At 63.3% G+C, this 26,364-nt stretch carries 25 protein-coding genes; 12 read left to right on the plus strand and 13 right to left on the minus strand.

What is annotated here, in order from left to right; all coding sequences use genetic code 11:
• Positions 1-102: 102 nt before the first annotated feature.
• Entirely contained in the window at positions 103-717 is a 615-nt protein-coding gene (locus tag LB552_RS16310; protein ID WP_224608254.1) for a TetR/AcrR family transcriptional regulator, read from the minus strand.
• A 93-nt stretch (positions 718-810) separates the two neighbouring features.
• Here LB552_RS16310 and LB552_RS16315 point away from each other — a divergent pair, with 93 nt between their 5' ends.
• From LB552_RS16315 to LB552_RS16335, 5 genes are read left to right on the plus strand one after another with little or no spacing between them, the layout of a single operon-like run.
• Positions 811-1,893: a spermidine/putrescine ABC transporter substrate-binding protein gene (locus LB552_RS16315; protein ID WP_224608257.1), complete on the plus strand. Its 1,083-nt coding sequence runs from the start codon at positions 811-813 to the stop codon at positions 1,891-1,893.
• An 8-nt stretch (positions 1,894-1,901) separates the two neighbouring features.
• A complete protein-coding gene (locus LB552_RS16320; protein ID WP_224608260.1) occupies positions 1,902-2,747 on the plus strand; it encodes an ABC transporter permease in 846 nt (281 codons plus the stop codon).
• 2 nt (positions 2,748-2,749) lie between these two features.
• Positions 2,750-3,532 (plus strand): ABC transporter permease, encoded by a 783-nt coding sequence (locus LB552_RS16325; protein ID WP_224608263.1) that lies wholly within the window; start codon positions 2,750-2,752, stop codon positions 3,530-3,532.
• Positions 3,529-4,593, plus strand: a complete 1,065-nt coding sequence (locus LB552_RS16330) for an ABC transporter ATP-binding protein (protein WP_224608266.1) — start codon at positions 3,529-3,531, stop codon at positions 4,591-4,593. The genes LB552_RS16325 and LB552_RS16330 overlap by 4 nt, the downstream gene beginning before the upstream one ends.
• A gap of 3 nt (positions 4,594-4,596) precedes the next feature.
• Positions 4,597-5,355, plus strand: a complete 759-nt coding sequence (locus LB552_RS16335; protein ID WP_224608269.1) for an MBL fold metallo-hydrolase — start codon at positions 4,597-4,599, stop codon at positions 5,353-5,355.
• 19 nt (positions 5,356-5,374) lie between these two features.
• Here the strand turns inward: LB552_RS16335 and LB552_RS16340 are convergent, their stop codons facing one another.
• On the minus strand, positions 5,375-5,539 hold the full coding sequence (locus LB552_RS16340; RefSeq protein ID WP_224532355.1) for a hypothetical protein: 165 nt from the start codon (positions 5,537-5,539) through the stop codon (positions 5,375-5,377).
• Between the two features lie 245 nt (positions 5,540-5,784).
• Between LB552_RS16340 and LB552_RS16345 the strand changes: the two genes are divergently transcribed.
• Positions 5,785-6,558: an NAD kinase gene (locus tag LB552_RS16345; protein WP_224608272.1), complete on the plus strand. Its 774-nt coding sequence runs from the start codon at positions 5,785-5,787 to the stop codon at positions 6,556-6,558.
• 293 nt (positions 6,559-6,851) lie between these two features.
• Complete coding sequence (locus LB552_RS16350) at positions 6,852-8,393, plus strand: DEAD/DEAH box helicase (protein WP_176477022.1); 1,542 nt, start codon at positions 6,852-6,854, stop codon at positions 8,391-8,393.
• Positions 8,394-8,486: 93 nt separating this feature from the next.
• Here LB552_RS16350 and LB552_RS16355 read toward each other — a convergent pair whose 3' ends face one another.
• From LB552_RS16355 to LB552_RS16395, 9 genes are all read right to left on the minus strand, one after another.
• Positions 8,487-9,095 carry a hypothetical protein gene (locus tag LB552_RS16355; protein WP_224608275.1) on the minus strand — a complete coding sequence of 203 codons (609 nt, stop codon included), beginning with the start codon at positions 9,093-9,095 and terminating at the stop codon, positions 8,487-8,489.
• 249 nt (positions 9,096-9,344) lie between these two features.
• Complete coding sequence (locus LB552_RS16360) at positions 9,345-9,995, minus strand: OmpA family protein (protein WP_027170410.1); 651 nt, start codon at positions 9,993-9,995, stop codon at positions 9,345-9,347.
• Positions 9,996-10,132: 137 nt separating this feature from the next.
• Positions 10,133-10,501: a GFA family protein gene (locus LB552_RS16365; protein ID WP_224608588.1), complete on the minus strand. Its 369-nt coding sequence runs from the start codon at positions 10,499-10,501 to the stop codon at positions 10,133-10,135.
• 202 nt (positions 10,502-10,703) lie between these two features.
• Entirely contained in the window at positions 10,704-11,081 is a 378-nt protein-coding gene (locus LB552_RS16370) for a hypothetical protein (protein ID WP_224608278.1), read from the minus strand.
• A gap of 293 nt (positions 11,082-11,374) precedes the next feature.
• Positions 11,375-11,779 carry a GFA family protein gene (locus LB552_RS16375; RefSeq protein WP_224608281.1) on the minus strand — a complete coding sequence of 135 codons (405 nt, stop codon included), beginning with the start codon at positions 11,777-11,779 and terminating at the stop codon, positions 11,375-11,377.
• A 31-nt stretch (positions 11,780-11,810) separates the two neighbouring features.
• Positions 11,811-12,942 (minus strand): peptide chain release factor 2 gene (prfB, locus tag LB552_RS16380; RefSeq protein ID WP_224549033.1). Its coding sequence is split into 2 segments (ribosomal slippage): positions 11,811-12,875 and positions 12,877-12,942, totalling 1,131 coding nucleotides; the frame shifts between segments, so codons are not numbered across the junction.
• A gap of 130 nt (positions 12,943-13,072) precedes the next feature.
• Entirely contained in the window at positions 13,073-15,529 is a 2,457-nt protein-coding gene (locus tag LB552_RS16385; protein WP_140842825.1) for a penicillin-binding protein 1A, read from the minus strand.
• A gap of 231 nt (positions 15,530-15,760) precedes the next feature.
• Positions 15,761-17,014, minus strand: a complete 1,254-nt coding sequence (locus LB552_RS16390; RefSeq protein ID WP_263481653.1) for an N-acetylmuramoyl-L-alanine amidase — start codon at positions 17,012-17,014, stop codon at positions 15,761-15,763.
• 416 nt (positions 17,015-17,430) lie between these two features.
• Positions 17,431-17,568 carry a hypothetical protein gene (locus LB552_RS16395; RefSeq protein ID WP_176477023.1) on the minus strand — a complete coding sequence of 46 codons (138 nt, stop codon included), beginning with the start codon at positions 17,566-17,568 and terminating at the stop codon, positions 17,431-17,433.
• Positions 17,569-17,660: 92 nt separating this feature from the next.
• Between LB552_RS16395 and LB552_RS16400 the strand changes: the two genes are divergently transcribed.
• The gene (locus LB552_RS16400; RefSeq protein ID WP_224608287.1) at positions 17,661-20,603 is read left to right on the plus strand and encodes a ribonuclease E/G; all 2,943 of its coding nucleotides are present in this window, start codon (positions 17,661-17,663) and stop codon (positions 20,601-20,603) included.
• Between the two features lie 126 nt (positions 20,604-20,729).
• On the opposite strand, the gene LB552_RS16405 is transcribed toward LB552_RS16400, so the two are convergent.
• Both LB552_RS16405 and LB552_RS16410 read right to left on the minus strand, forming a co-directional pair.
• The gene (locus tag LB552_RS16405) at positions 20,730-21,659 is read right to left on the minus strand and encodes a glutaminase (RefSeq protein WP_224608290.1); all 930 of its coding nucleotides are present in this window, start codon (positions 21,657-21,659) and stop codon (positions 20,730-20,732) included.
• A 5-nt stretch (positions 21,660-21,664) separates the two neighbouring features.
• The gene (locus tag LB552_RS16410; RefSeq protein WP_224608293.1) at positions 21,665-22,813 is read right to left on the minus strand and encodes a pyridoxal phosphate-dependent aminotransferase; all 1,149 of its coding nucleotides are present in this window, start codon (positions 22,811-22,813) and stop codon (positions 21,665-21,667) included.
• A gap of 183 nt (positions 22,814-22,996) precedes the next feature.
• On the opposite strand from LB552_RS16410, the gene LB552_RS16415 reads away from it, so the two are divergent.
• The 4 genes from LB552_RS16415 (at position 22,997) to accB (ending at position 26,354) form a co-directional block, all read left to right on the plus strand.
• A complete protein-coding gene (locus LB552_RS16415) occupies positions 22,997-24,409 on the plus strand; it encodes a M48 family metalloprotease (protein ID WP_140842819.1) in 1,413 nt (470 codons plus the stop codon).
• A gap of 58 nt (positions 24,410-24,467) precedes the next feature.
• The gene (locus tag LB552_RS16420) at positions 24,468-25,295 is read left to right on the plus strand and encodes a DsbA family protein (RefSeq protein WP_224608296.1); all 828 of its coding nucleotides are present in this window, start codon (positions 24,468-24,470) and stop codon (positions 25,293-25,295) included.
• A 133-nt stretch (positions 25,296-25,428) separates the two neighbouring features.
• Entirely contained in the window at positions 25,429-25,863 is a 435-nt protein-coding gene (aroQ, locus tag LB552_RS16425) for a type II 3-dehydroquinate dehydratase (RefSeq protein WP_095767887.1), read from the plus strand.
• A gap of 26 nt (positions 25,864-25,889) precedes the next feature.
• Complete coding sequence (gene accB / locus LB552_RS16430) at positions 25,890-26,354, plus strand: acetyl-CoA carboxylase biotin carboxyl carrier protein (RefSeq protein WP_095767608.1); 465 nt, start codon at positions 25,890-25,892, stop codon at positions 26,352-26,354.
• Positions 26,355-26,364 lie beyond the last annotated feature (10 nt).

Raw genomic sequence — 26,364 nt, forward strand, 5'->3', positions numbered from 1 at the left:
CATTTTCAACCTGCTGCTGGTGCTAACCATACACTCCGCGTACAGGCTACGCGGATGATCACTGAGAACGTGCAAAGCAGTCCTTTCTCCTGATCTTGCGTCTCACACCCCGATCGCCGCCACCAGCACCCTGTTCTGCCGCCGTATCGCCGCGCGCAATTCCGGTATCTTCGCCTCATCGCGCTTCACGAACTCGATGAACATCATGTTCATGTTGTTGAAGATCAGCTCGCCCACCGCCAGGCCGTCGATGTCCGGGCGCACCAGGCCAAGTTCCTGCAGGCGGACTATCAGCGCGCTGATCTGCCTGGTCAGTTCCCGGTCGAGGGCGGTGTATGCCTGGCCGAAGCGGCTGTCGGGCAGTTGCGTCGAGATCGCCATCGCCTGGCGCCACATCTCTTTGCTCAGATAATTCAGTGAGTGCTCGATATAGATGCCGATCAGCGTGTCGAGCGCGTCGCCGACATTGGCGGGCGGGCTGGCGACAACCCCTCGCCCGGCATTCAGCACCTCGTTGACCTCCATGGAAACGATGGCGCCGAGGATATCGCCCTTGTTCTGGTAGTAGTTGTAGATCGTGCCGATCGAGACCTCGGCCTGCGCTGCGATCGCCTCGATCTTGGCGCCTTCATAGCCGGCCTCGCGGAAAAGCTCCGTCGCCGCATCGATGATGCGCCTGTGCCGGTCCGCCTTCTGCCGTTCGCGCAATCCGCTCATGTCGGCCTCTCTTCCACAAAATCATAATTGACTCAATTTTAGAATTGGTTCAACTTTTCTTCCAACAAGCCAGCAAGGCAGGGAGAACACTCGATGACTGTCAACATTCGGAATCCGCATTTCACCTTGAAGTCTCATCTCGCAGCCGCCTGCGCGACAGCCGCGTTGGTGCTCGCGGCCAGTGCCGCCCAGGCCGCCGATCTCAACGCTCTGATCTGGTGCGATCATTCCGATCCGGCGCTGCTGCAGCCCTTCGAGGAAGCCAACAACGTCAAGGTCAACGTCAAGGAATTCGAAGGCACCGGCGCGGGGCTGGCCATCGTCGACCAGTCGCAGCCCGGCGACTGGGACGTGATGGTGATCGATAGCATCGACGTGCCGCGCGGCGTCGAGAAAGGCCTGTTCGAGCCGCTGCCCGAGAACAAGCTGCCCTTCGCCGACCTCTTCCCCGAAGTGAAGATGGACAAGTCCACCATCGTCGACGGCAAGCGCTACGGCATCACCGAAAAGTTCGGCTATAACACGATCGGCTTCAACAAGACCAAGGTCGATCCGGCCGACATGCAGTCGCTGGCCTCGCTCACCAGCGACAAATACAAGGGCAAGATCGCGATCTACGACTATTACCTGCCCGTGATCGGCATGGCTGCTCTGGCCATCGGCAAGAAGACGGCCGACCTCACCGAGGCCGATCTGCCTGCCCTCAAGGCCGAACTGCTCAAGATGAAGGCCAACGCCAAGCTGGTCGGCGAGGTCACGGCCAGCCAGACCGCTCTCGCCACCGGCGAGGTCGACATATTGGTCGGCGGCGGCGAATGGGTGACGGCCGGCCTTGCCAAGGAAAACCCGGCGCTCGATTTCTCGATCCCGAAGGAAGGTGCTGTGCTCTGGTCGCAGTCGCTCGCCATGTTCAAGGATTCCAAGAACAAGGACATGGCGCTGAAATTCATCCAATACATCCTGAGCCCCGAGGGCCAGGCGCGGCTTGCCACCTCTTCCTGCTACTGGGGCATGCCTTCGAACAAGAAGGCGGCGCTGACTGATGATCAGAAGAAGATCCTGCGCTTCGACGAGCAGCCCGGCTTCCTTGCCCGCGCCCAGGCCTATCCGGCGCCGAACGCCGATCTCGATAAGAAGATGCAGGATATGTGGACCGAGATGCTGCAGGCGCAGTAAACCGGCCGATGACATCAGCGGGAAACAAGTCGCGTGCCCTGCCCTGGGCGCTGGTCACGCCGGCGCTGGCATGGACATGTGCTTTCTTCGTGCTGCCCTTCATCGCCATGGGGTTTTCCAGCCTGACGGCGCATGAAGGCGGCGGCTTCACTCTGGCCAATTACAGCCAGTTCTTCACCGATCCGTCCTACTGGCGGGCGATGGTGAACTCGCTGGAGGTAACGGCGATCGTCACCGTCATCTCGATCTTGCTTGCCTATCCCTTTGCCTGGATTCTTGCCGAGATGGTGCCGGAACGCTGGCAGCGGCTGGCGCTGATGCTGGCGGTGCTGCCGTTCTGGACCTCCTATGTCGTGCGCTCCTATTCCTGGCTGCTGGTGCTGGCGCAGAATGGCGTCATCAACCGGGCGCTTACCGGCATCGGCCTGATCGGCGAGCCGCTCCAGCTTGCCAACACGCGTTTCGCGACCGTCACCGGCTTCGTGCATTTCTTCGTCATGTTGTTGACGCTGACGATCTTCGCCAATCTGAAACAGCTCAGCCCGAGCTACCGCAAGGCTGCGGCCGATCTCGGCGCGGGGCCGGTGCGCACCTTCCTGCATGTCGTGCTGCCGCTGACCTTGCCCGGCATCATGGTGGGCGCCTTCCTCACCTTCGTGCTCTGCATCGGCGACTACATCACGCCGCAGATCCTCGGCGGCAACAACGAGCTGGTCATGCCGCAGCTCGTCATGATGCAGATCGGCCGCCGCGGCGACTTCCCGTTGGCTTCCGCGCTGTCGATCATCCTGATGGCTGTGGTGACCATCGCCTATCTTGCCTGCGCCCGCTGGCTGAAGATCGAGCGGGCCTGACCATGCGCGCCGCCATCCGCCTCGCCGCCTGGGTCTACGCCATCGCGATATACGGCTTCATCTTCCTGCCGGTGATCGTGCTGGTGCTTTTCTCGCTGCAGGCGACCTCCTTCCCGATCCCGCCCTTCACCGGCCCGTCGCTGCGCTGGTACCAGGCGGTGCTGTCGGATGCGCGGCTCACCTCGGCGCTCCTCAATTCGCTGCTGGTGGCGGTGCTCTCCTCGCTCGCTTCGGTCACGCTCGGCTTTCTTTCCGCCTGGGGGTTCGCGCGCTTCATGCTGCCAGGTTCGGCCATCCTGCGCGGACTGATCACACTGCCGCTGACCGTCAGCTACCTCATCATCGGCATGGGCCTGCTGGTGCTGTTCAATTGGGCCGGCGTGCCGAAGTCGCTCTTGGCCGCCGGCATCGGTCATGTCGTGATCAACCTGCCGCTCTGCTTTGCCATCATCTACAGCCAGATGGGCGACCACCAGATCAACATCGAGCGCGCCGCGCGCGACCTCGGCGCCGCCGAATGGAGGGTGCTGCTCATGATCACCGTGCCGGTCATGGCGCCGGCGATCTTCGCCGGCTTCTTTCTGTCGATGACCTTCTCCTGGGATGAGTTCGTCATCTCTTTCCTGCTCACCCGCTTCGAGACGACGCTGCCCGTGGAGATCTGGAACCTGCTGCGCTCCGGCCTCAATCCCAAGACCAATGCCGTCGGCTCGCTGGTCTTCGCCGTCTCCATCGTCCTGGTGGTGCTTTTCGAGTTGACGCTGTTGCGGAGAAAGCCGGCATGAGCGCGCCCCTCGTCGACATTCGCAACGTCTCGCATCGCTTCGGCCAGCTATCGGTGCTGAAGAATGTCTCGCTGGCGATCGAGCCCGGCAGCTACACGATCCTGCTCGGGCCGTCCGGCTCCGGCAAGACGACGCTCCTTTCGATCCTTGGCGGCTTCGTCACGCCCAGCGAGGGCAAAGTGTTCATCCGCGGCGCGGATTGCACCGTCGTGCCGCCCGCCAGGCGGCCGACGACAACCGTCTTCCAGGATTACGCGCTGTTTCCGCATATGAGCGTCGGCGGCAATGTCAGCTTCGGGCTGCGCATGCAAGGCGTCGACGGCGCGACCCGGGCGGCGAAGGCGCGCGATGCGCTCGCCCTCGTCGGGCTGGCGGCCGCCTTCGACAAGAAGCCGCATCAGCTTTCCGGCGGGCAGCGCCAGCGCGTGGCACTCGCCCGCGCGCTGGTTATCGAGCCGGCGGTGCTTTTGCTCGACGAACCGCTCGGCGCGCTGGACCTGAAACTGCGCCGGCAGATGCAGGATGAGTTGAAGGCGATCCAGAAGCGCGTGGGCACCGCCTTTATCCATGTCACGCACGACCAGGAGGAAGCGATGGCGCTTGCCGATCATTGCGTGGTGATGAATGACGGCCGCATTGAGGACGAAGGATCGCCCGAGCGGGTCTATGCGCGGCCGGCGACGCGCTTTTCCGCCACTTTCATGGGCGAGAGCACGATTCTTGCCGGCAGCGTGACCGAGGCGAGGAACGGGATCGTCACGGCCTCGACGGCGGTGGGGCCGATTTCACTGCCAGGTGCATCGCATGCCGGCGCCAAGGTCACGCTCGCCATCCGGCCCGAGCACCTGGTTCTTGGTGAAGCGAAGAGCGATGTCACGCTGGGCATGGCCAAGGTCGGCGATGTCGTCTTCCAGGGCAGTTTCAAGCGCGTTCTTGCCACCTCGGCGCTGGATCCTGCACTGCAATTTATCGCGAAGGCGCCCGCTTTCGCCGCTATTCAGTCAGGCGACACGATCCCGGTTTCGTGCCAGGCTCAAGACATCATCTTATTGGCGGACTGATCCATGGGCATGCATCCGGTCATCGACGCTCCGGACTGGTACGAGACCATCCGCATGAGCGACGACATCACGCTCATTCATGAGCCGTGGATAAAACCGTTCTTCCGTTGCAACATCTGGCATGCGCGCGGGCGCGACCGCGACCTGTTGTTCGATACCGGCCTCGGCCATTTCAGCCTGAAACACCATGTGCCCCTGGTGAGCGAGCGCAAGCTGACTTGCGTCGCCAGCCACACGCATTTCGACCATATCGGCTGCCATCACGAATTCCCGGACCGCTGCGTGCACTCCGCCGAAGCGGAAATCCTTGCCGATCCACGCAACGAATGGACGGTGGCGGACCGCTACGCCAATGAGGAGATGTTCGACGGCGCGCCGGTGGGCTGGGATACGGCGCGCTACCGCATCCTGCCCGCGCCGGCGGGCCGGCTGCTCGAGCATGGCGACGTCATCGATCTCGGCGACCGCGCCTTCGAGGTCATCCACACACCTGGACATTCGCCCGGCGGGATCGCGCTTTATGAGAGAAAGACCGGCATCCTGCTGTCCGGAGACATCATTTATGACGGGCCGCTGATCGACGACGTCTATCACTCCGACATCGACGACTATGTCGAGACGCTGCTTGCGATGCGCGACCTCGACGTCTCGGTCGTGCATGGCGGCCATTTCCCGAGCTTCGGCAAGGTGCGCTACCGGCAACTCATCGATGAGTATGTCGCCGGCAAACGCAAGGCCGGGTGCCACTTGCAGAGCGGCTGAGCGATCAGGGAAGCGAAGCCTACAGCGCCCTTTGCGGGCAAAGCGTTCCTGTGGCGTCGCCGCAGCGGGAAGCTGTCGGCTGCGGCCGCTGGCTCATCTCTTCGGAATGACGCACCAGCTCGGCGAACATCAGCGCGAAACTTCCCATCATCAGGAAGACTATGATCAGACGCGTTACCGGCAATAGACAGGTCTCTCGACTGGCTAGCCCCCGCCAACCCATCCACTGTCGGCTAACATGATCGATCCGGCTTTACGAGTGTTTAAGCTTCGCCTTAACCATAGCAGCCATCACATTCATGTCGCGGCTGTCACGAAGCGCGATTGTCGGGTGTGACCGCCAGCTGGCGCAGCGCCCTTCACAGATGTGGGCGTCGCATGCTACGCCGTCGCCGGCGCGGCCCCGCAGACGGTCGCCCTCCGGGAGCCATGAGCAAAGCCGCCAGCCGTTTCGCCTTCGTTTCTTCCGAGACCGACGACGCCCGCGCGGCGTTGGAAAGCCTGTCCGCGCGCTATGGACAGGTGCCTGTCGCGGATGCCGAGATCATCATCGCGCTCGGCGGCGACGGCTTTCTTCTGCAGACGCTGCGCGAGACGATGAGCACGGGCAAGAAGGTCTACGGCATGAACCGTGGCACCATCGGCTTCCTGATGAACGAATATCGCGCCGGCGGCCTCGAGGAACGCATCGCCAACGCCGTCTCCGAGACGATCCGGCCACTGGAAATGGTCGCCGTGACGCATGACGGCGAAACGATTTCGGCGCCGGCCATCAACGAGGTGGCGCTGTGGCGCCAATCCTACCAGACGGCGAAGATCCGCATCACCGTCGACGGCCAGGTGCGGCTGGAGGAGCTGAACTGCGACGGCGTGATGATCGCGACGCCCGCCGGTTCCACCGCCTACAATCTGTCGGCGCATGGGCCGATCCTGCCGCTCGATGCGCCGCTTCTGGCGCTGACGCCGGTCAGTCCTTTCCGGCCGCGCCGCTGGCGCGGCGCGCTGCTGTCCAACAAGGCGACGGTGCACTTCGACATCCTGGAAGCCGAAAAGCGCCCGGTGAATGCCGCGGCCGATCATACCGAGGTCAAGGCAGTGGCCTCCGTCACCGTGCGGGAATCGCCGACGGCGACGGCAACTTTGCTGTTCGATCCGAACCATTCCTGGAACGAGCGTATCCTTGCCGAGCAGTTCCGCTACTGAGCCGGCGCAAGGATATTGTTTCGATCAATGCATATCGCCCAAAAGCGCGCAGCGGTTTTGGGCGATACGGCGTGATCAAGCAAAGACATAAAGCGCGGAGCCTCAAACCGTTTCAGCGCGACGCGCTTTAAGCATCGCGATTAAGGTTACGTCTTCACAATCGCTGTATTTCGGTCCGTTTCTGTTGACAAATCGAGGGCTTGCGCCTAACTGCAACACCGATCTTGCAGGCGCGCGGCGCCTGCCGCGGCTACTGTGTCGCGATTTTCCCAACCAACAAAGACAACAAACACTTGTCCTCAGACACCACGATCGCTCAAGAAGCGTTGACATTCTCAGACCTCGGCTTGTCGCCGAAGGTTCTCTCCGCCGTCACCGATGCCGGCTACACCACGCCGACGCCGATCCAGGCCGGCGCCATCCCGCATGCGCTGCTCGGCAAGGACGTGCTGGGTATCGCCCAGACCGGCACCGGCAAGACCGCTTCCTTCGTGCTGCCGATGCTGACGCGCCTGGAAAAGGGCCGGGCGCGAGCCCGCATGCCGCGCACGCTGATCCTCGAACCGACCCGTGAGCTCGCCGCGCAGGTCGAGGAAAACTTCATCAAATACGGCAAGAACCACAAGCTCAATATCGCGCTGCTGATCGGAGGCGTCTCCTTCGACGAACAGGACAAGAAGCTCGAGCGCGGCGCCGACGTGCTGATCGCGACGCCCGGCCGCCTGCTCGACCACCGCGAGCGCGGCAAGCTTTTGCTCAACGGCGTCGAGATCCTCGTCATCGACGAGGCCGACCGCATGCTCGACATGGGCTTCATTCCCGATATCGAGCGCATCTGCGAGATGATACCGTTTACGCGCCAGACGCTGTTCTTCTCGGCGACGATGCCGCCGGAGATCACCAAGCTCACCGAGAAGTTCCTGCACGCGCCGGTGCGCGTCGAGGTTTCGAAGGCCGCCTCCACGGCGACCAGCATCACGCAGCGGCTGGTCAAGTCCGGCTCGAAACCCTGGGAAAAGCGCGAGACGCTGCGCGATCTGATCAAGGCCGAAGACGCCGATCTGAAGAACGCCATCATCTTCTGCAACCGCAAGGTCGAGGTGTCGGAGCTGTTCCGCTCGCTGTTGAAGCATGATTTCGATGCCGGCGCGCTGCATGGCGACATGGACCAGCGCGCCCGCATGCAGATGCTCGCCAATTTCCGCGACGGCAAGCTGCGCTACCTCGTTGCCTCGGACGTCGCAGCGCGCGGTCTCGACATTCCCGATGTCAGCCATGTCTTCAATTATGACGTGCCCATCCACGCCGAGGATTACGTCCACCGCATCGGCCGCACCGGCCGCGCCGGACGCGCAGGCAAGTCCTTCACCATCGCTACCCGCTCCGACACCAAATATGTCGACGCCATCGAGAGGCTGATCGGCACCAAGATCGAGTGGCATGACGGCGACCTGTCGACCGTGACCGAGAGCGAGGGCGAGGAGCAGCCGCGCCGCGGCCGCGGCGCCCCGCGTCGCGCCGGCCGCAAGGACGAGGACCGCAAGGACCGGGGCGAGCGCAAGAAGGACCGTCACGCCAAGCGCGACGAGACGCCCGATGCCGCGCGTGAGGAACAGCCTGTCGCCGAAGTGGCCGACATCGCCGAACGCCGCGCCCGCAAGGACGCGATCCGTTCCGAGAACGAGCGCAAGGGCCCTGGCAGCCGTCACGAGCAGCGCGGCGACGCCCGTCCGCAGCGCGACCGCCCCGGCCGCCATCGTCAGGAAGAAGACGACGCAACCGTCGGCTTCGGCGACGACGTGCCGGCCTTCATGCGGATCGTCGCGAAGGTCTGAAGCCGATATCAGCGTGGCCTGAATTGAAAACGGCCCCACACGGGGCCGTTTCGTTTTTGGCTTCGCCTGGAACAATTCAGCCAAAGGCGATGCCTACATCGGACCCGGCATCATCTTGGTCGGCTTCTCAAGCATCGGGAACTCGGCCTTGCTGCATTTCACGTTCGGGTTCGTCGGGCTGAACATGCCGTTCGGATTGTCCCTGAACAGCCATGCATGCAGGTCGTAATGGACGAACTCCCTCGGAATGAGCGGGTAGTGGCCTTCCATCGGCCCCATGAATTTCTGCCCGAACAGCGTCGGCACCTCCTTGGTGTCCGGCGTCAGCGGCACCAGCCATTCCACCCCGACCAGCTTCAAGCCTTTCTTGGTCGGCTCGTAGATCAGGACGTTGGGCTTCATCGGGTCGAGCGGCTTGCCGACGCTCGGAACGTTGACGAAATGGATGCCCATCGCGCCCTTCTGATAGTACATAGCGCCGTCTATCTTCTCGCCGGCATAGTGGATGCAGCCGACGGTCGACAAATAGAGGTCGCGAACAGCGGCGGTGTAATCTTCATACTTGGCCAGCGATTTCTTCAAGGCTTCGATGTCGGCCTTGTTCGCGTCCTCGGCTCGGGCCGAAGCGAGCCCGAACGATGTGCCGATAAGACATGTCAAAACGAGGACGCCGCAGCGCCCCAAGCGAGCTGTTCTTGTCATGCATTCCTCCCAGATTCTCTTGATCTGGCCGTGCAAGACCGGGGCGGTAGATGTTGATTGCGCGGCCGATTGACCGCCCCATCCCCTCTGGAACAGCAGAATGTTAGTCCTTTCCCCGGTTCTGGAAAAGCATTAATTAGAACAAACTAATGTCCAGGGCCTTCGACCCATCTTTGGACCATTTCAAACAAAAACGGCCCCCTTCGGAGCCGTTGTCTTGATGTAATTGCGCCTCTGCGCGCCGTTTTCTCAGGTGAGCGGCGACAGCTGGATTTCGACGCGGCGGTTCTGCTCGCGGCCGGCGGCGGTCGCATTGGATGCGATCGGGCGGGTCTTGCCGAAGCCGGTGACGGCGAAGCGGCGCTGATCGACGCCCTGGCCGGACAGGTAGTTGGCGACGGCAAGCGCGCGACGCTGCGACAGGTCGAAATTGTGCTCGTCGCCGCCGGTCGAATCGGTGTGGCCGAACACGTCCACAGTGGTCTGGCGGAATTTCTTCAGCACCAGCGCGACCGAATTCAGCACCGGATAGAAGCCCGGCTTCACCGCGTCCTGGTCGACATTGAAGGTGATGTCGGACGGCATGTTGAGGATGATCTGGTCGCCGCTGCGGGTAACGCTGACGCCGGTGCCCTGCAATTGGCGGCGAAGCTCGGCCTCGTTCTGGTCCATCGTCGCGCCGATCGCGCCGCCGGCGAGCGCGCCGATGCCGGCGCCGATCAACGCGTTGCGGCGGTCATTGCCACCGGCCAGCAGGCCAAGGCTGGCACCTGCCAGGGCGCCGAGGCCGGCACCGGCCGCCGTGTTGGAGATCTTCTGGTCGCCGGTATACGGATCGGTGGTGGTGCAGGCGCTCACCAATAGAGCCGTCGCCACGGCGACGAGCACAGTCTTCTTCATGAGATTGGTCCCTCTCCAATTCGCGGCCTTTGCGACCGCGCCAAATCAGCCCTTCCGCAGCCTTGTAGCATGAAATGCGGCGAAAAACGGAACGGGAATGCCGCCGGTAAAGTCCGGCGGTGGCTCCCGTGTCGGCTCTACCACAAATTCTTGCCGTCGATGACCACCACCTCGACCTTGTCCAGGTCGAAATCATCGAACAGGCGCGAATTGACGCTGATCTTCGGGTTATCGAAATCCGGCTTGCCGGTCGACCAATCAGGCGTCTCGGTGAAGGTGCCGCAGCCGCAAATGGCGCAGAAACCATGCTTCACCGTATTTGAGCCCCAGCGATAGAAGGAGACATTTTCCGGCGGGCTCGTCAGCTTGAATTGCGACGGCACATAGTAGGCCCATAACGAGCCCCGCTTCGAGCAGAACGAGCATGTGCATTGCGTCACCGTCCGCGGCGCCTCGGCAACCTCGAAGGTTGTCGCCTTGCAGTGACAGCTTCCCCTGATGGTCATGGACTCAACCTCTCCGTTGTCCGCCGCGCCCTTAGTTTCACGCAATTCCGGACGGAAAACCGCTACGCACTTTTCCTGGAATTGCTCGGTGCAAGGCAACATAAAGAAACCGTCCTGACAACCGTCTGTCAGCAAGGTCGGCAGCCTTCTCCTGCCGTGGATCGAGCCCCAGCGCCTCGCCTTCCGCGGCAGGTTCAGAGCCCTAGTAAGAGGGAGGCGGCACGAACAGGCAGATGGTCTTGCCGGCGTCGAGCCCGGCCTGGTGCGCGCACCAATGGTACTCGCCGTCGGGCGAATTCTTGACCCGCTTGTCGGCATAAGCCACCACTTCGCCCGTACCCTTTATGACGTAGCCCTCGGGCCGCTCGCTGATCGATGACTGCGGCACCTCCTTGCAATCGTAGTTGGCACAACAGGCAAAGGGGTATTTCCAGCCTTGCGGCATGGCTGCGGTGGGCTGGGCATCGTGCGCAGCAGCCGGCGACGCCAGCGCCGCGATCGCTCCAACGGCGAACAGGGAGAACAAAAGTCGGCCAGCCGGTCGAACGGCTTGGGCCGATCTTGATATGGCAGCAGACATCGAAGCGTTCCTTTCGAGCATCAAGCGTTTTCGCTTGCCCGTTCCCGGAACGTGTCTTCCCAGTGGCCGGATCGTCGGTCGCAGATATGCCGCATCCGGCCATAAATGCTTTTTACCCAGCCCGAAGGCTGGTCTGATTCCCTGGCTGGCGCAAGCATCCGCTTGCAACGGCAATGCCGCGCTTCACGCCAACCTCTGCCATCCAGAATCGTGCGTCGGCTTGGTTAATGAGCGGTTAGCCGCGCGGATCTGGTGCCCGACAACGAGATTCGGCTCAAGCTGGTTCCAGACGTTCAGTCGGGAACATGCTCATCATACTGCGGCAGGTCGTCGGCGATTGTGAACCACTTCGCCTTGGACCCGACAAAAATGTGCGCGCTCGGCCGTATCGTCGGCTCGTCGACCAGCGTGCCCATGGCGACATGCACGTAGGCGCCGTCGCGGACCAACGAATAGATGAGCGAGCCGCATCGCCCGCAATGCGCGTCGTGGCCGCTCTCGTCGCCGACGATCAGCAGCCCGCCCTCGCCCGCGATGAGACGGAACTTGTCGCGCTCGATGCCGGCGAACGGCTTGAACGCGGAGCCCGTCGTGCGCCGGCAGTTCGAGCAATGGCAGTTCGCCGCGTAAACGAATTCGTCCGCAACCTCATAGTGGACAGCGCCGCAGAAGCATTTTCCCGCAAGTACCGTAGACACCGGCTTCCTCCGCTCCTGCAACGGGTGCGTACTAGTCGAGGTCCGCCACCGCTTCGCCTGCGCCGCCCTCGATGCGATGCGAGAGCGAGGCTTCCATGAATTCGTCAAGGTCGCCGTCGAGCACGCTCGAAGGCGAGGTGCTTTCGACGCCGGTGCGCAGATCTTTCACAAGCTGATAGGGCTGCAGCACGTAGGAGCGGATCTGGTGGCCCCAGCCGATATCGCTCTTCGACGCCTCGGTGGCGTTGGCGACCGCCTCGCGCTTCTTCAGCTCTTCCTCGTAAAGCCGCGAGCGCAGCATTTCCCAAGCCTTGGCGCGGTTCTTGTGCTGCGAGCGCTCGGCCTGGCAGGCGACTGCTATGCCGGTCGCCAGATGGGTGATGCGCACCGCCGAGTCGGTGGTGTTGACGTGCTGGCCGCCCGAACCCGAGGAACGATAGGTGTCGATGCGCACGTCGGATTCGGAAACATTGATCTCGATCGAGTCGTCGATAACCGGATAGACCCAGACGCTGGCGAAGGAGGTGTGGCGCCGCGCGTTGCTGTCGTAAGGCGAAATGCGCACCAGGCGATGGACACCGGACTCCGTCTTAAGCCAGCCATAGGCGTTGTGGCCCTTGATCATCACGGTGGCGGACTTGATGCCCGCTTCTTCGCCGTCATGGACTTCCAGCACCTCGACCTTAAAGCGGCGGCGCTCGGCCCAGCGCGTGTACATGCGCAGGAGCATCGAGGCCCAGTCCTGGCTCTCGGTGCCGCCGGCGCCGGCATGGATTTCGAGATAGGTGTCGTTGGCGTCGGCCTCGCCCGACAGCAGCGTTTCGACCTGGCGCGCCTTCGCCTCGCCCTGCATCGAACGCAGCGCCGCCTCCGCTTCCGCGATGATGCCGTCGTCGCCCTCTTCCTCGCCGAGCTCAATCAGCCCGATATTGTCTTCCAGCGCCTGCGTCATCCCCTTGACGGCAGCGATGCCGTCCTCGAGCTCCTGGCGCTCCCGCATCAGCTTCTGCGCTTCGATGGGATCATTCCAGAGGCTGGACTCCTCGGCGCGCGAATTCAGGTATTCAAGCCGCTTTACAGCCTGATCCCAGTCAAAGATGCCTCCTCAGCAGGGTTATCGCCTGCCTGATCTCGTCGACGATGTTGAGCGTTTCCGCGCGCATGGCTCTTGGTTCGGTCCTGTTCTTTTCGGTCTTTTTCGGAATAGGCGCGATACATAGGCATGGCATCGCTGCCTGTAAAGCGAAATGGGCCGGCACCACCCTGCCGGCCGATTCGCCAAATCCGGCAATGTCAGTAGAGGCCGCCGCCGCCGTCCTGGATGGCCTGGTTGGCCTGCGGCGACAGCGCTCCGCCCGAACCGTTCGAGCCATCCGCGCCCATGCCGATCACCCAGTAGCTGTCAGCCGGACCGGTGCCAGGCTTGAAAGCCTCGATGATGGTGTTCGGATCGCCTTCGGCGGCGCGCATGCCGGTCTTGCGGTTGATTGCGATCAGCTTCATGCCGTCGGGAACCTGGAAGTCGGTGTTCGGCTTGCCGTCGAGCGCAACGCGCATGAAATCCTTGAAGATCGGGGCCGCCAAGCCGCCGCCGGTGGCGCCGTGGCCAAGGCCGCGCGGCGTGTCGTAGCCCATATAGAGGCCGACAACGAGGTTCGGGGTGAAGCCGATGAACCAGGCGTCCTTCTCGTCATTGGTCGTGCCGGTCTTGCCGGCGATGTGGCGGCCGAGCTCGCCGATGGTGGCGCCGGTGCCGCGCTGCACGACGCCCTCCATCATCGAGGTGATCTGGTATGCCGTCATCGGGTCGAGCACCTGCTCGGAATTGTCGACCAGCTCCGGCTCGGTCTGGTTCTTCCACTCAGTGGCATTGCAGCCTTCGCAGCCGCGCTCGTCCTGCTTGAACACCGTCTTGCCGTAACGGTCCTGGATGCGGTCGATCAGCGAGGGTTTGATCGATTTGCCGCCATTGGCCATGATCGAATAGGCCGACACCATGCGCATGACGGTTGTCTCGCCCGAGCCCAGCGCCATCGGCAGATAGGGCGCCAGATGATCGTAGACGCCGAAGCGCTCGGCATATTCCACGACCAGCTTCATGCCCATGTCGTTGGCCAGTCGCACGGTCATCAGATTGCGCGACTTTTCGATGCCCGAGCGCAAGGTGGCCGGGCCCGCGACCGTGCCGTCATAGTTCTTCGGCGTCCAGGTGGTGTTGCCGCTCTGGATGGTGATCGGGCCGTCCATGATCACCGAAGCCGGCGTGTAGCCATTGTCGAGCGCCGCCGAATAAACGATCGGCTTGAACGAGGAACCGGGCTGGCGCATCGCCTGGGTGGCGCGGTTGAATTCCGACTGCGCGTAGGAGAAGCCGCCGACCATGGCGAGCACGCGGCCGGTATGCGGATCCATGGCGACGAGGCCGCCCTCGACCTCCGGCACCTGGCGCAGCATGTAGGTGTTGTCGGAGCCGTCGTTCTTCTGCACGAAGATCACGTCGCCGGGCTCCAGCACTTCCGCCGGAGACTTCGCCCTGACGGACTTGCCGTTGACGAAGTGGCGCATGGCGAAGCCCATGTCCTCCTTGCTGACGGTGCCCTGGACGCGCTCCTTGACCAGATCGCCGGAAATCTGCCGCGTCGGCTGGATGCCGATGGTCAGCCCGGTTGCCGAACTGTCGAGGACGACGGCCAGCGTCCATTCCGGAACATCCTCGAGACCCTTCACGTTGCCGAGCGGCACGCCCCAGTCGCCGGTGACGTCGATATGCGTCACCGGACCGCGATAGCCGCGCAGCATGTCGTATTTGAGCAGGCCGTTCTGCATCGCTTTGCGGGCGATAAGCTGGACATTCGGATCGAGCGTGGTGCGCACCGACAGGCCGCCCTCGTAAAGCGCATTCTCACCGTAGCGCGCGATGATCTGGCGGCGGACTTCCTCGGTGAAGTACTCGCCGGCAAAGAGGTAGGAACCGTTGCGGCGCGGCGTCACGCCGAGCGGTTCGGCCTTGGCCTTGTCGCCCTCCTCGCGGGTGACGTAGCCATTCTCTACCATCTGGTCGATGACCCAGTTGCGGCGCTCCAGGGCACGGTCGGCGTGCTTGAAGGGGTGATAGTTGTTCGGGCCCTTCGGCAACGAGGCGAGATAAGCGGCTTCCGCGACTGTCAGCTCGTTGACGGACTTGTCGAAATAGGTGAGCGCGGCGCCCGCGACGCCATAAGCGCCGAAGCCGAAGAAGATTTCGTTGAGATAGAGCTCGAGGATGCGGTCCTTCGAATAGGCCTGCTCGATGCGGAAGGCCAGGATCATCTCCTTGATCTTGCGCTCATAGGTCTGATCGGAAGAGAGCAGGAAGTTCTTCGCCACCTGCTGGGTGATCGTCGAGGCGCCGACCTGGCGCCGGCCGGAACCTAAATTCTGCAGGTTGACGACGATGGCGCGGCCAAGGCCGGTGATGTCGATGCCCGGATGGTTGTAGAAGTTCTTGTCCTCGGCCGACATGAAGGCGGCCTTGACGCGGTCCGGGATGGCCTGGATCGGCAGATAGAGACGCCGCTCGCGCGCATATTCAGCCATCAGCGCGCCGTCGGAGGCATGGATGCGCGTCGTCACCGGCGGTTCGTATTTGGCCAGAACCTCGTAGTCGGGCAGGTCCTTGGTCAGATGGCTGATATAGATGGCAAGACCGGCCGCCACCAGCAGCGCCAGCGTCGTGCCGATGCCAAAGAAATAGCCGATGAGACGAATCATGCCCGCTCCAGTCCGAGGTTCGGGAATTTCCTAAACGAAGCCGACAGTCGCGCAAGCTTCCCGGGGCGGTCCCAATCCGCAATCGAAAAACCCATGTAGCGGCCATGTGGACAAAATACGGCAGCGCGAAATTTGAGGACTCGGTTGCCGAATAATAACGCCGGGTGTTGTCGTCATGCAACGCTGCTTGCGGTTGCAGACGTGCGGCGGTTGCGGGCCAGGTCCGGCGGGTCAGCCGCCCGTCGCGGTTCCAGCCTTGGCGGCGGCAAACAGGGCAACCGCGTTGGTTATGCTTTGCGCCGCCTTGCCGCGCCAGTCGGCGTTCAGCAGTTGCGCCTCGTCCTTGTTATTGGAGAGGTAGCCGAGCTCGACCAGGACGGACGGCACGTCCGGGGCCTTGAGCACCCTGAAGCCGGCCGAGCGCTGCGGATTGTTGATCATGCCGACGCTGGTCGACAGCTGACCGACCAGCGTGTGGGCGAAGCTCATCGAGAAACCATGGGTCTCACGGCGGATCAGGTCGATCAGAATGTCAGTGACTTCCTTGTTGTCGTCCTCGATCTTCATTCCGGCAAACTGGTCGGACAGGTTCTCGCGATCGGCGAGCGCTTGGGCCTCCGGGTCGGAAGCCTTGTCCGAAAGCGTGTAGACCGTGGCGCCGCGAAGACCTTTGACGGCGATCGTATCGGCATGGACTGAGATCAAAAGATCGGCCTCGTGCTGGCGCGCGATGCGCACGCGTTCGTCGAGCGCCAGGTACACGTCGTTGTCCCGCGTCATATAGACATCGTATTTGCCGACCGCGGCCAGCTTGTCGCGCAGTTCCTTGGCAAAAGCGAGCGTGACGTCCTTCTCGACCGTGCCGGCGGAGCTTTCGGCGCCGCCATCGACGCCGCCATGACCGGGATCGATAACCACCGTGAAGCGATGGCCGGGCGCCGAGACCGGTCCGGTGCCGACCCGTTCGCCTTTTTCGGTCGAAACCGTCGAACCAGTGGTCAGCGACTGGTTGGCGAGAGCTTCGTCGAACTCCCGCTCGGAGGCAGCCGACATATCGATGGCGATGCGATAGCCGCTGCCGTCGTCATTCTTGAGCACGTCGAGCTTGTCGACGACGAAAGGGCCCTTGCCGGTGAGGATCAGGCGCGAGCCATGTCCCTGATCGCCGTAGCGAACGGCCCGTACAAGACCCCGCGGCTTCACATCCTTGGCGTCGAGCGCGAATCGCGTGCGCGGCAGATCGACGACCAGGCGATTGGGACCGCGCAGCAGGAACCATTTGACGTCCGGCTCGTGGTCAAAATTCACGACGATGCGCATCTTCGCGGCGTCGCCGGCCATCTTGTAGCCGGTCGCGCCAAGCAAGGTTTCGGCGTGCACGGCGGCGAAACAGGACAGGACCGCCAGCAGCAAGCCAGTCCAGGTCACGCGCAGGAGATGCCCGGCGGCCCCACCTCTCTTGTCTGCGGCGCCCGCCGATCCCATCTCTTATCCGTCGCTCCCGGTTTGACGCATTGCGCCCGGTCTTCTCGCAGAATGCCTGTCAGGCCGCCAACTCGATTAACGATTGGTATTCAGAGAAGGTTAACCAAGCCTTTCATAGGGCGGGACGAAGGCGCCTTCCCCAAGGGAAGCGCTTTTTGCCGGCATCCGAAATCGGGGTTGCCTTCCATCCCGCCAAATCATAAAAGCGACATTGGATCACTGCAATCCTGGAACCGCTCGCCTCAGCAGTTTCCTGCCAAAGGCTGGATGCAAAGGCGGCTCCTTTACCCTTCCAGGCTCAGGTGGTCGCGACGATTTTCGCAGGCGTGCCCTCGTGGCGGGGGAATCGCTTGCGTGAGGAAAACGGCCGGGATTGTCCCGCGCCGGCTCTTTATGAGCAAACAAGCTGGTCCGGCTTAGCCCGGGCTTTGGTTCAAAAGGTTCTGCCGGGTGCCGATGGCTTCAAGCGCAATCATGGAAAGGTCCGCATCAAACCGCGCCGTAATGGCTGCGGGCGGCACCGCCATTGCGCTCAAGCGGCGGCCGGCGGACATTCAATTATCCGGCATGCACACAGATACAGGCGCACAGCGGCGGGCATTGCCACGCCAGCTGCGGCCGTCGGCTGCCGGCAGGAAACAAAATAATGCCCAACAAGATGCTGATAGACGCCTCCCACCCGGAGGAAACACGCGTTGTTGTCGTTCGCGGTAACCGCATCGAAGAATTCGACTTTGAATCCCAGGACAAAAAGCAGCTTAAAGGAAACATCTATCTCGCCCGCGTAACCCGCGTCGAACCGTCCCTCCAGGCAGCCTTTGTCGAATATGGCGGCAACCGTCACGGTTTTCTCGCCTTTAGCGAAATTCATCCCGATTATTACCAGATCCCGGTCGCCGACCGTCAGGCTCTGCTGCGCGCCGAGGCGCAGGAGGCCGAGGACGAAGACGACGAGGAGACCGAGAACGGCGAAGAGCAGCATGCCCGCGACCGCGGCGGGCGGCGCAACCGCCGGCGCGGCGGCAAGAACCGCGACCGCGGCGAGCACAAGCACGCTTCATCGGAGAACGAGGAAAGCCCGGCCGAAGCAATAGCCGTTGACGAAACCGCCGCTGCGGTAGCCGAGGGCGAGGAAGCCGCCAGCGAGACCGCCGCTACCCCGGCAGAAAATGCCGGAACAGCCTCCGAGGCCGTCGAGGCCGTATCGGAAGCGGCTGAAGGACCCGCCGCCGAGGCTGGCGGAGATGACGCCACGGACGACGACGATGGCAAGCCTTCCGAAGGCGGCCCTACTTCGATTGCCGCGAGCATCGATGCCGACGTGATTTCCGAGGCGATGCCGCAGGCGGATCAGCAGAGCGGCGAAGCCGCCGCCAGCGACGATGATCGCGGCATGCTGGAGGACGTCTCGGCCTCGCATTCGGACGAGCACGAGGTCGAATCGGTCGGCGCCGAGGACGCGCTCGAGGAAATCCGCAACCGCCGCAAGCCGGTGCGCCGCCAGTACAAGATCCAGGAAGTCATCAAGCGCCGGCAGATCCTTTTGGTGCAGGTGGTCAAGGAAGAGCGCGGCAACAAGGGCGCGGCGCTCACCACCTATCTGTCGCTTGCCGGCCGTTATTCGGTGCTGATGCCGAACACGGCGCGCGGCGGCGGCATCTCGCGCAAGATCACCAACGCCCAGGACCGCAAGCGGCTGAAGGAGGTCGTGGCCGATCTCGACGTGCCGCAGGGCATGGGCGTCATCCTGCGCACCGCCGGCGAGAGCCGCACCAAGGCCGAGATCAAGCGCGACTACGAATATCTGATGCGGCTTTGGGAAAACGTCCGCAACCTGACGCTGCAGTCCTCGGCCCCGGCCCTGGTCTATGAGGAAGGCAGCCTGATCAAGCGTTCGGTGCGCGATCTCTACAACAAGGACATCGACGAGATCCTTGTCTCCGGCGAAGACGGCTACCGCGAGGCCAAGGATTTCATGCGCATGCTGATGCCGAGCCACGCCAAGGTGGTTCAGCCATTCCGCGACACCACGCCGATCTTCGTGCGCAACGGCATCGAAGCGCAGCTCGACCGCATGCTGCAGCCGCAGGTGACGCTGAAAAGCGGCGGCTACATCATCATCAACCAGACCGAGGCGCTGGTTGCGATCGACGTCAATTCCGGCCGCTCCACCAAGGAGCATTCGATCGAGGAGACCGCGCTCCACACCAATCTGGAAGCGGCAGAGGAAGTCGCGCGGCAGTTGCGGTTGCGCGACCTTGCCGGCCTGATCGTCATCGACTTCATCGACATGGAGGAGAACCGCAATAACCGCTCCGTCGAGAAGCGGCTGAAGGATCACCTCAAGAACGACCGCGCCCGTATCCAGGTAGGCCGCATCTCACACTTCGGCCTGATGGAAATGTCGCGCCAGCGCATCCGCGCCAGCGTGCTGGAATCGACCATGAAGCCTTGCCCGCATTGCGGCGGCACGGGCCATGTGCGCTCCGATTCCTCCGTGGCGCTGATGGTCGTGCGGGCGATCGAAGAATTCCTGCTCAAGGATTCGCGCAGCCACATCATCGTGCGCACACCGTCGGCGACCGCGCTCTATGTGCTCAACCACAAGCGCGCCAACCTGGTGGAACTCGAAGCCCGCTTCGGCCTGACCATCACGATCGAGGCTGACGAGACGCTCGGCACCCAGCACTATGCGATCTTCCGCGGCGCCATTGCCGAGAAGCCGGAAGGCTTCGTCGAGGTGCGCAGCCTGCCGGCCTATGTCGAGCCGGAAGAGCCCGAGGACGAGATCGTCGTCGAGGAAGCGGAGGAGGAAGTCTCGGTCCAGCCCGAACAGCCGCGCCACGCGCAGCAGGGCCAGCACCAGCAGCGGTCCGAGGATGGCGAAGGCCGTGACCGCAAACGGCGCAAGCGCCGGCGGCGGCGCGGCGGCAGGGATCGCGACCGCGAGCACAATGGTGACGTCGCGGCGGCGCCGATGGAAGCCGGCGAAACCGATGACGACGACATGACGCAAGAGGCCGCCGACGAGGCAACCGCCGGCGGCGAGGCTGTAGCGGCCACTCCCGACGACGGTTCCGGAAAGAAGCGCCGGCGCGGGAAGCGCGGCGGCAAGCGCAACCGACGTGAGGACGAAGCTTCGGAGGCCGTTGGCAGCGAAACCGTGGGCGACATCGAGGGTGAGCCGGTTGCAGGCCAGGATGCCGTAAGCGAGCCGGCAATGGCCGCTCCTGCCGAGGAACCTGCTGCTCCCGCCGCGGCTAATGACGATGCCGAGGCGGTCGAAAAGCCGAAGAAGCCCCGCCGTTCGAGGGCTAAGAAGGTGGCTGAGGAAGCCGCGGCCGAGACGGTATCGGAGCCTGTGGCCGAGGCTCAGGTCGCGCCCCCGGCTGTCCAGCCGGAGCCGGCCGCTGCCGCTCCCGCGGCCCCCGAGGCGGAGCCTGCCACTAACGCCCATCCGACGCGGCGCAAGCCACAGTCAGTCGACGCGCCGGTTGTTCCCGTCGTGTCTTCGAACGTCTCCGACGAGGCCAAGACCGAAGAGAAGCCGAAGCGCGCCGGCTGGTGGCAGCGCAAGGGTTTTTTCTAAGCTCGTCATATCGTTAGGCTGATCTTTTGAGACAATCCCGCGCCCCATCAGGCGCGGGATTTTTCATTTTCGCTGACTGCCTTTTCAACGCAGCTCCGGGTGGCAAACCGCCAGCGCTTTGCTGTTTTACGGCGCGAAGATCGACCAGTTCATCATCCGGGCGAGCTTCTCCATAGCGATGGAGCCGAGCTTGGAGTTGCCGTTCTCGTTGAGGCCGGGCGACCACACCGCCAGCGAAGCAACCCCTGGCACGATGCCGAGGATGCCGCCGCCGACACCGCTTTTGCCGGGGATGCCGACGCGGAAGGCAAAATCGCCCGAACCGTCATAGTGGCCGCAGGTCAGCATCAGCGCGCCGATGCGGCGTGCCCGTTCGGCCGAGACGACCGAATGCCCGGTCGCCGGGTTCCTGCCGCCATTGGCTAGAAACCGGCCGGCCATGGCGAGCTGACGGCAGCTCATGGCAACCGCGCAATGGTGGAAATAGACACCCAGCGCGAGCTCGGGAGCATGATGGAGATTGCCGAAGGATTTCATGTAGTTGGCCAGGGCAAAGTTGCGATAGCCGGTGGCCCGCTCGGACGCCGCCACCTCGCGGTCGATGATGATCGTCTCGTCCTCGGCGAGGAACTGGATGAAGCGCAGGATTTCGCCGATCGCCTCGCGCGGCTGATGGCCGGCGAGCAGGACGTCGGAGACGACGATGGCGCCGGCATTGATGAAGGGATTGCGTGGGATGCCGTTCTCATGCTCGAGCTGGACGATCGAGTTGAACGGGTTGCCAGATGGCTCGCGGCCGACGCGAAGCCATAACGCATCGCCGACCTTGCCCAGCGCCAGCGTGAGCGTGAAAACTTTCGAGACGCTCTGGATCGAAAAGGGCTGATCGGCATCGCCGGCCAGTATGACGCGGCCGTCATTGGTCACGGCGGCAATGCCGAATTTCTTCGGATCGACCTTGCCCAACTGCGGGATGTAGGTCGCCACCTCGCCGCGATCGGTGCGCGCCGCCATTTCGGCGGCCACTTCCGCCAGTGCTTGCTCGAGTTCCGGCATGGCGGTTATTTCAGCCAGCGTTCGATGCGCGCCAACGCCTCGACCATGTCCTCATGGCTGCCGGCATAGGAAAAGCGCATGGTGCGATGGCCCTGCAGCGGGTCGAAATCGCGGCCGGGCGTTGCCGCGACATGCGCCTCGGCCAGCATCTTGCGCGCAAAGGCCATGCTGTCGTTGGTGTGGCGCGTGACATCGCAGAACGCATAGAAGGCGCCGTCCATCGGCGCGGCGAGCGCAAAGCCGAGTTCCGGCAGGCGCTTCATCAAAAGGTCGCGGTTCCAGGCGTAGCGCGCCTTCACCTTTTCCAGTTCCTGCGTTGCCTTGAATGCCTCGATCGCCGCGACCTGCGACAGTTCAGGCGGCGAGATATAGAGGCTCTGGGCAACACGCTCGACCGGCCGCACAAGCTCTCCCGGCAGCACCATCCAGCCGATCCGCCAGCCGGTCATGCAATAGTATTTCGAGAAGGAATTGATCGCGGTCACGCCGGGGCCGTGCGCCAGGGCGGTGACATCCGGCGCCGCGTAGGCCAGCCTGTGATAGATCTCGTCGGAGATCACGGCGATGCCGAGCTCCTCGGCGGTTTTCACCAGCGCGGCAAGCTCATCGGCCGGAATCACCGCGCCGGTCGGATTGGCGGGACTGGCGAACAGCACGCCCTTCAGCGGCTTCCCGCGATGCGCGGCCTTGAGGTGCTCGGCATGCAGGTAGGCATCCGAGCCGAGCTCTATCTCGACGATCTCGATACCGAGCGCGGCCATGATGTTGCGGTAGGCGGGATAGCCGGGCGCGGCGATGGCGACACGGTCGCCCGGATCGAACATGGCCAGGAAAGCCAGGTTGAAGGCGGCCGACGAGCCGGTCGTGACGGCAATGCGCGATGGCGCGACGTCGATACCGTAGTGCTCGCCGTAATGCCCCGCGATCGCCTTGCGCAGATCGGCCAGACCCAAGGCGTCGGTGTAGCCGATGCGGCCATGCCGCAGAGCCGCGGCCGCCGCCTCGCGGACGCCGACCGGCGCGGGATCCGACGGCTGGCCGACCGCCATTGACACCACGGGCACGCCGGTAGCCTTCAGCCGGTTGGCTTCGGCCAGGATGTCCATGGCGTGGAACGGCTCGACTTCCCCGCGGCGCGAAAGCGAAACGACCATCTGACCTCTTCCAACTGCTCTATTTCGGCGAATTCTGGACGCAAGCCAGAGCAGACTTGCCCTAACTGCCCTAGTTACGGGACAGCGCCGCACAAATGCCCGATTGATGTGGGGATCACAAGCGCGCAGGAAGTTGCCGGCGCCGACTTTTCATCTTTCGCCCGCTCGTCTACCAGTGGACCTATGTTGAGCCGACCCCGACCGTTAATTGGCAAAGCGACCTCACTCAGCCGAACCGCGCGCGGCTTCGCGACGATTCTGCTGGCCGCCACCGTTGCTTTATCGAGCTCGGTCAGCGCCTTCGCGCAGGGCGTGCCGGTGGTGCGCGACGCCGAGATCGAGGCGCTGGTGCGCGATTATGCCCGGCCGATCTTCAAGGCGGCCGGGCTTGCCAATGACGGCATCGACATCGTTCTGGTCAACGACCAGAGTTTCAACGCCTTCGTCACCGGGCGGCGGCTGTTCATCAACACCGGCGCGCTGGTGACCGCCGAAACGCCGAACGAGATCATCGGCGTCATCGCGCACGAGGCCGGCCATATCGCCGGCGGCCACCAGGAGAAATTGCGCGACCAGCTCGACCGCGCCAAGACCATGGCCATCATCGCCACGCTGCTCGGCGCCGGCGCCATGGTGGCCGGCGCCACCACCAACAGCCGCGGTCTTGCCGGCGCCGGCATGGGGATGGCCGCCGGCGGCGGCGAGATGGCGCAGCGCTCGATCCTTGCCTATCAGCGCACCGAAGAGATCACCGCCGACCGTTCGGCGATCACCTATCTGAACGCCACCGGCCAGTCCGGCATGGGCATGCTGAAGACCTTCGCCCGCTTCCAGAGCGCGCTTTCGCTCGCCGGCACTCAGGTCGATCCCTACCGGATCAGCCATCCGATGCCGCAGGAGCGCATCGCCAACCTCGAAGTCCTCGTCAAACAAAGCCCCTTCGTCAACGCTGTCGACCCGCCGGCACTGCAGCAGCGGCACGACATGATGCGCATCAAGATCGCCGCTTATATGCAGGGTCAGGCAGCCGTCGCGCGGCTGATGCGCAAGAACCCGACCAGCCTCGCCTCGCGCTATGGCGACGCGCAGCAGACCTATCTTTACGGCAATCCGGGCGCGGCGCTCGCCAAGACGGCGGCGCTGATCAAGGAACAACCGAAGAACCCCTATTTCCACGAATTGCGCGGCGACATCCTGATGAAGGTCAACAAGCCGAAGGACGCGGCGGACGCCTATGCCAAGGCGGCCAGCCTCGATCCCGCGCGCTCCGGCCTGCTGCTGGTTTCGGTCGGCCAGTCGCTAATGGCGGTCGGCACGCCCGATTCGCTGAAAAAGGCTGTCACGCAGCTCAACAACGGCGTCGCGCGGGACAGGGAGAATTCCGAAGCCTATCGTTTTCTGGCGCAGGCATATGGCGAGCTCGGCGACATACCGGCTGCCGATCTTGCCACCGCCGAGGGTCACTATTATGCGGGCGACTACAAAAACGCTAAGATCTTCGCCATGCGCGCTCAACAGAAATTGAAGCGCGGCGAACCCCGCTGGGTCCGGGCGCAGGATATTATAAACTACACGCCATCGAACAAACTCAAATGAACCTCCCGGGCCCTGGCGGCGACCAAGGCGGACCGGAACCGGCAAAAGGAACGACGATATGAACAAGGCAATCCTGCTTGGCAGCGCCGGCGGTCTGGCGGTGGCGCTCGGCATGCTGGCTTTCGGTTTCATGGCGGGAAACCCGCAGCCCGCGAGGGCCGACACCGTGCAAGTCGCCCAGGTCACGTCTTCCACCGATACCAAGGCCTCCGCCGATACCAAGATCGATCGCAAGGAGGTCGAAGGCATCATCCGCGATTATCTCTTGAAGAATCCGGAAGTTCTACTCGAGGTGCAGGACGCGCTCGAGGCCAAGCAGAAGGAAGAGCAGCGGCTCGCGGCGCTCGGCGTCATCAAGAACTCCAAGGACGAGATCTTCAACTCGACCTTCGACGGCGTCGTCGGCAACCCGAAAGGCAAGGTCACGATCGTCGAGTTCTACGATTACAATTGCGGCTTCTGCAAACGCGCCATCGAGGACATGCAGGCGCTGACCAGGTCCGATCCGGACCTGCGCTTCGTACTCAAGGAGTTCCCGATCCTCAGCCCGGATTCGCAGAAGGCCAGCGTCGTCTCCATGGCGTTCCACCTGATGCATCCGGAGAAGTATCGTGAATTCCACACCGCGCTGCTCGGCGGCCAGGGTCGCGCCACCGAGGCGACCGCGATCAAGGTGGCGCTTTCGCTCGGCGCCGACGAGGCAGCGCTGCGCGAGAAGATGAAGGACCCGCGCATCGCCGAAACGCTCTCGCGCACCTATGATCTTGCGACGAAACTGTCGATCACCGGCACGCCGTCCTATGTCGTCGGCAACGAGGTGATCTTCGGAGCGCTCGGCCAGCAGGTTCTGGCGGAAAAGATCGAAGAGGCAAAAAGCGCGCTCTAGGCGCGCCCGCGGCGTAAAAGCCGGCCGCTGTGGACAGCGAAAGAACGCACTTGCGCTCTTTTCGCGGGCGGCTATGCCCATTATAGAGGCCCAGTGCGCCGGCTTGGGGTCGGCGCAGAACAAGGTCGGCATATTGAAAACGATTTTCGTCCTCAACGGTCCCAATCTCAATGCGCTCGGCAAGCGCGAGCCGGGGATTTATGGCGGCAAGACGCTTGCGGCCATCGCCGAGGACTGCAAGGCGGCCGGCGCCGCGCTCGGGCTCGAGATCGATTTTCGCCAATCCAACCATGAGGGCGATCTGGTCGACTGGATCCAGGAAGCCAGCGAGAAGGCGGCAGGCATCGTCATCAACCCAGGCGCCTACAGCCACACATCGATCGCCATCCATGACGCCATCCGCGCCGCAGCACCGCTGCCCGTCGCGGAAGTCCATCTTTCCAACATCCACGCGCGGGAGCCCTTCCGCCACGTCTCCATGGTCGCGCCGGTCGCTGTCGGCATGATCTGCGGGTTCGGGCCGCTTGGCTACACGCTCGCGTTGCAGGCACTGGCGGCACGCCTGTGACCGACCCCCAAACAGAAGGCTCGAAAATGTCGATAAAAAAGAACGGTGTTGACCAGCAGCTGATCCGCGACCTGGCGGGCATTCTGAACGACACCAATCTGACCGAGATCGAGGTCGAGCTCGGCGACCTCAAGGTGCGCGTCTCGCGCCAGGCGCAGGCCGTCCATGCGGTTGCAGCGGCGCTGCCGGCGCCCGCCGCGGCTCCGGCGACCGCCGCGGCTCAGCCAGCAACGGCAGCCGCGGCCGCCGATATGTCCAAGAACGCAGTGCCCTCGCCGATGGTCGGCACCGCCTATCTGGCACCCTCACCCGACGCCAAGGCGTTCATCGAGGTCGGCCAGAAGGTCAAGGAAGGCCAGACGCTGCTCATCATCGAAGCGATGAAGACGATGAACCAGATCCCCTCGCCGCGTGCCGGCACGGTGACGGCGATCCTCATCGAGGATGCCCAGCCGGTCGAATACGGAATGCCGCTGGTGGTTCTTGAGTAGAGCCGGGAAC

The sequence above is a fragment of the Mesorhizobium sp. CA7 genome (genome assembly GCF_020165015.1).
In the GTDB taxonomy this organism is placed as follows: Bacteria; Pseudomonadota; Alphaproteobacteria; order Rhizobiales; family Rhizobiaceae; genus Mesorhizobium.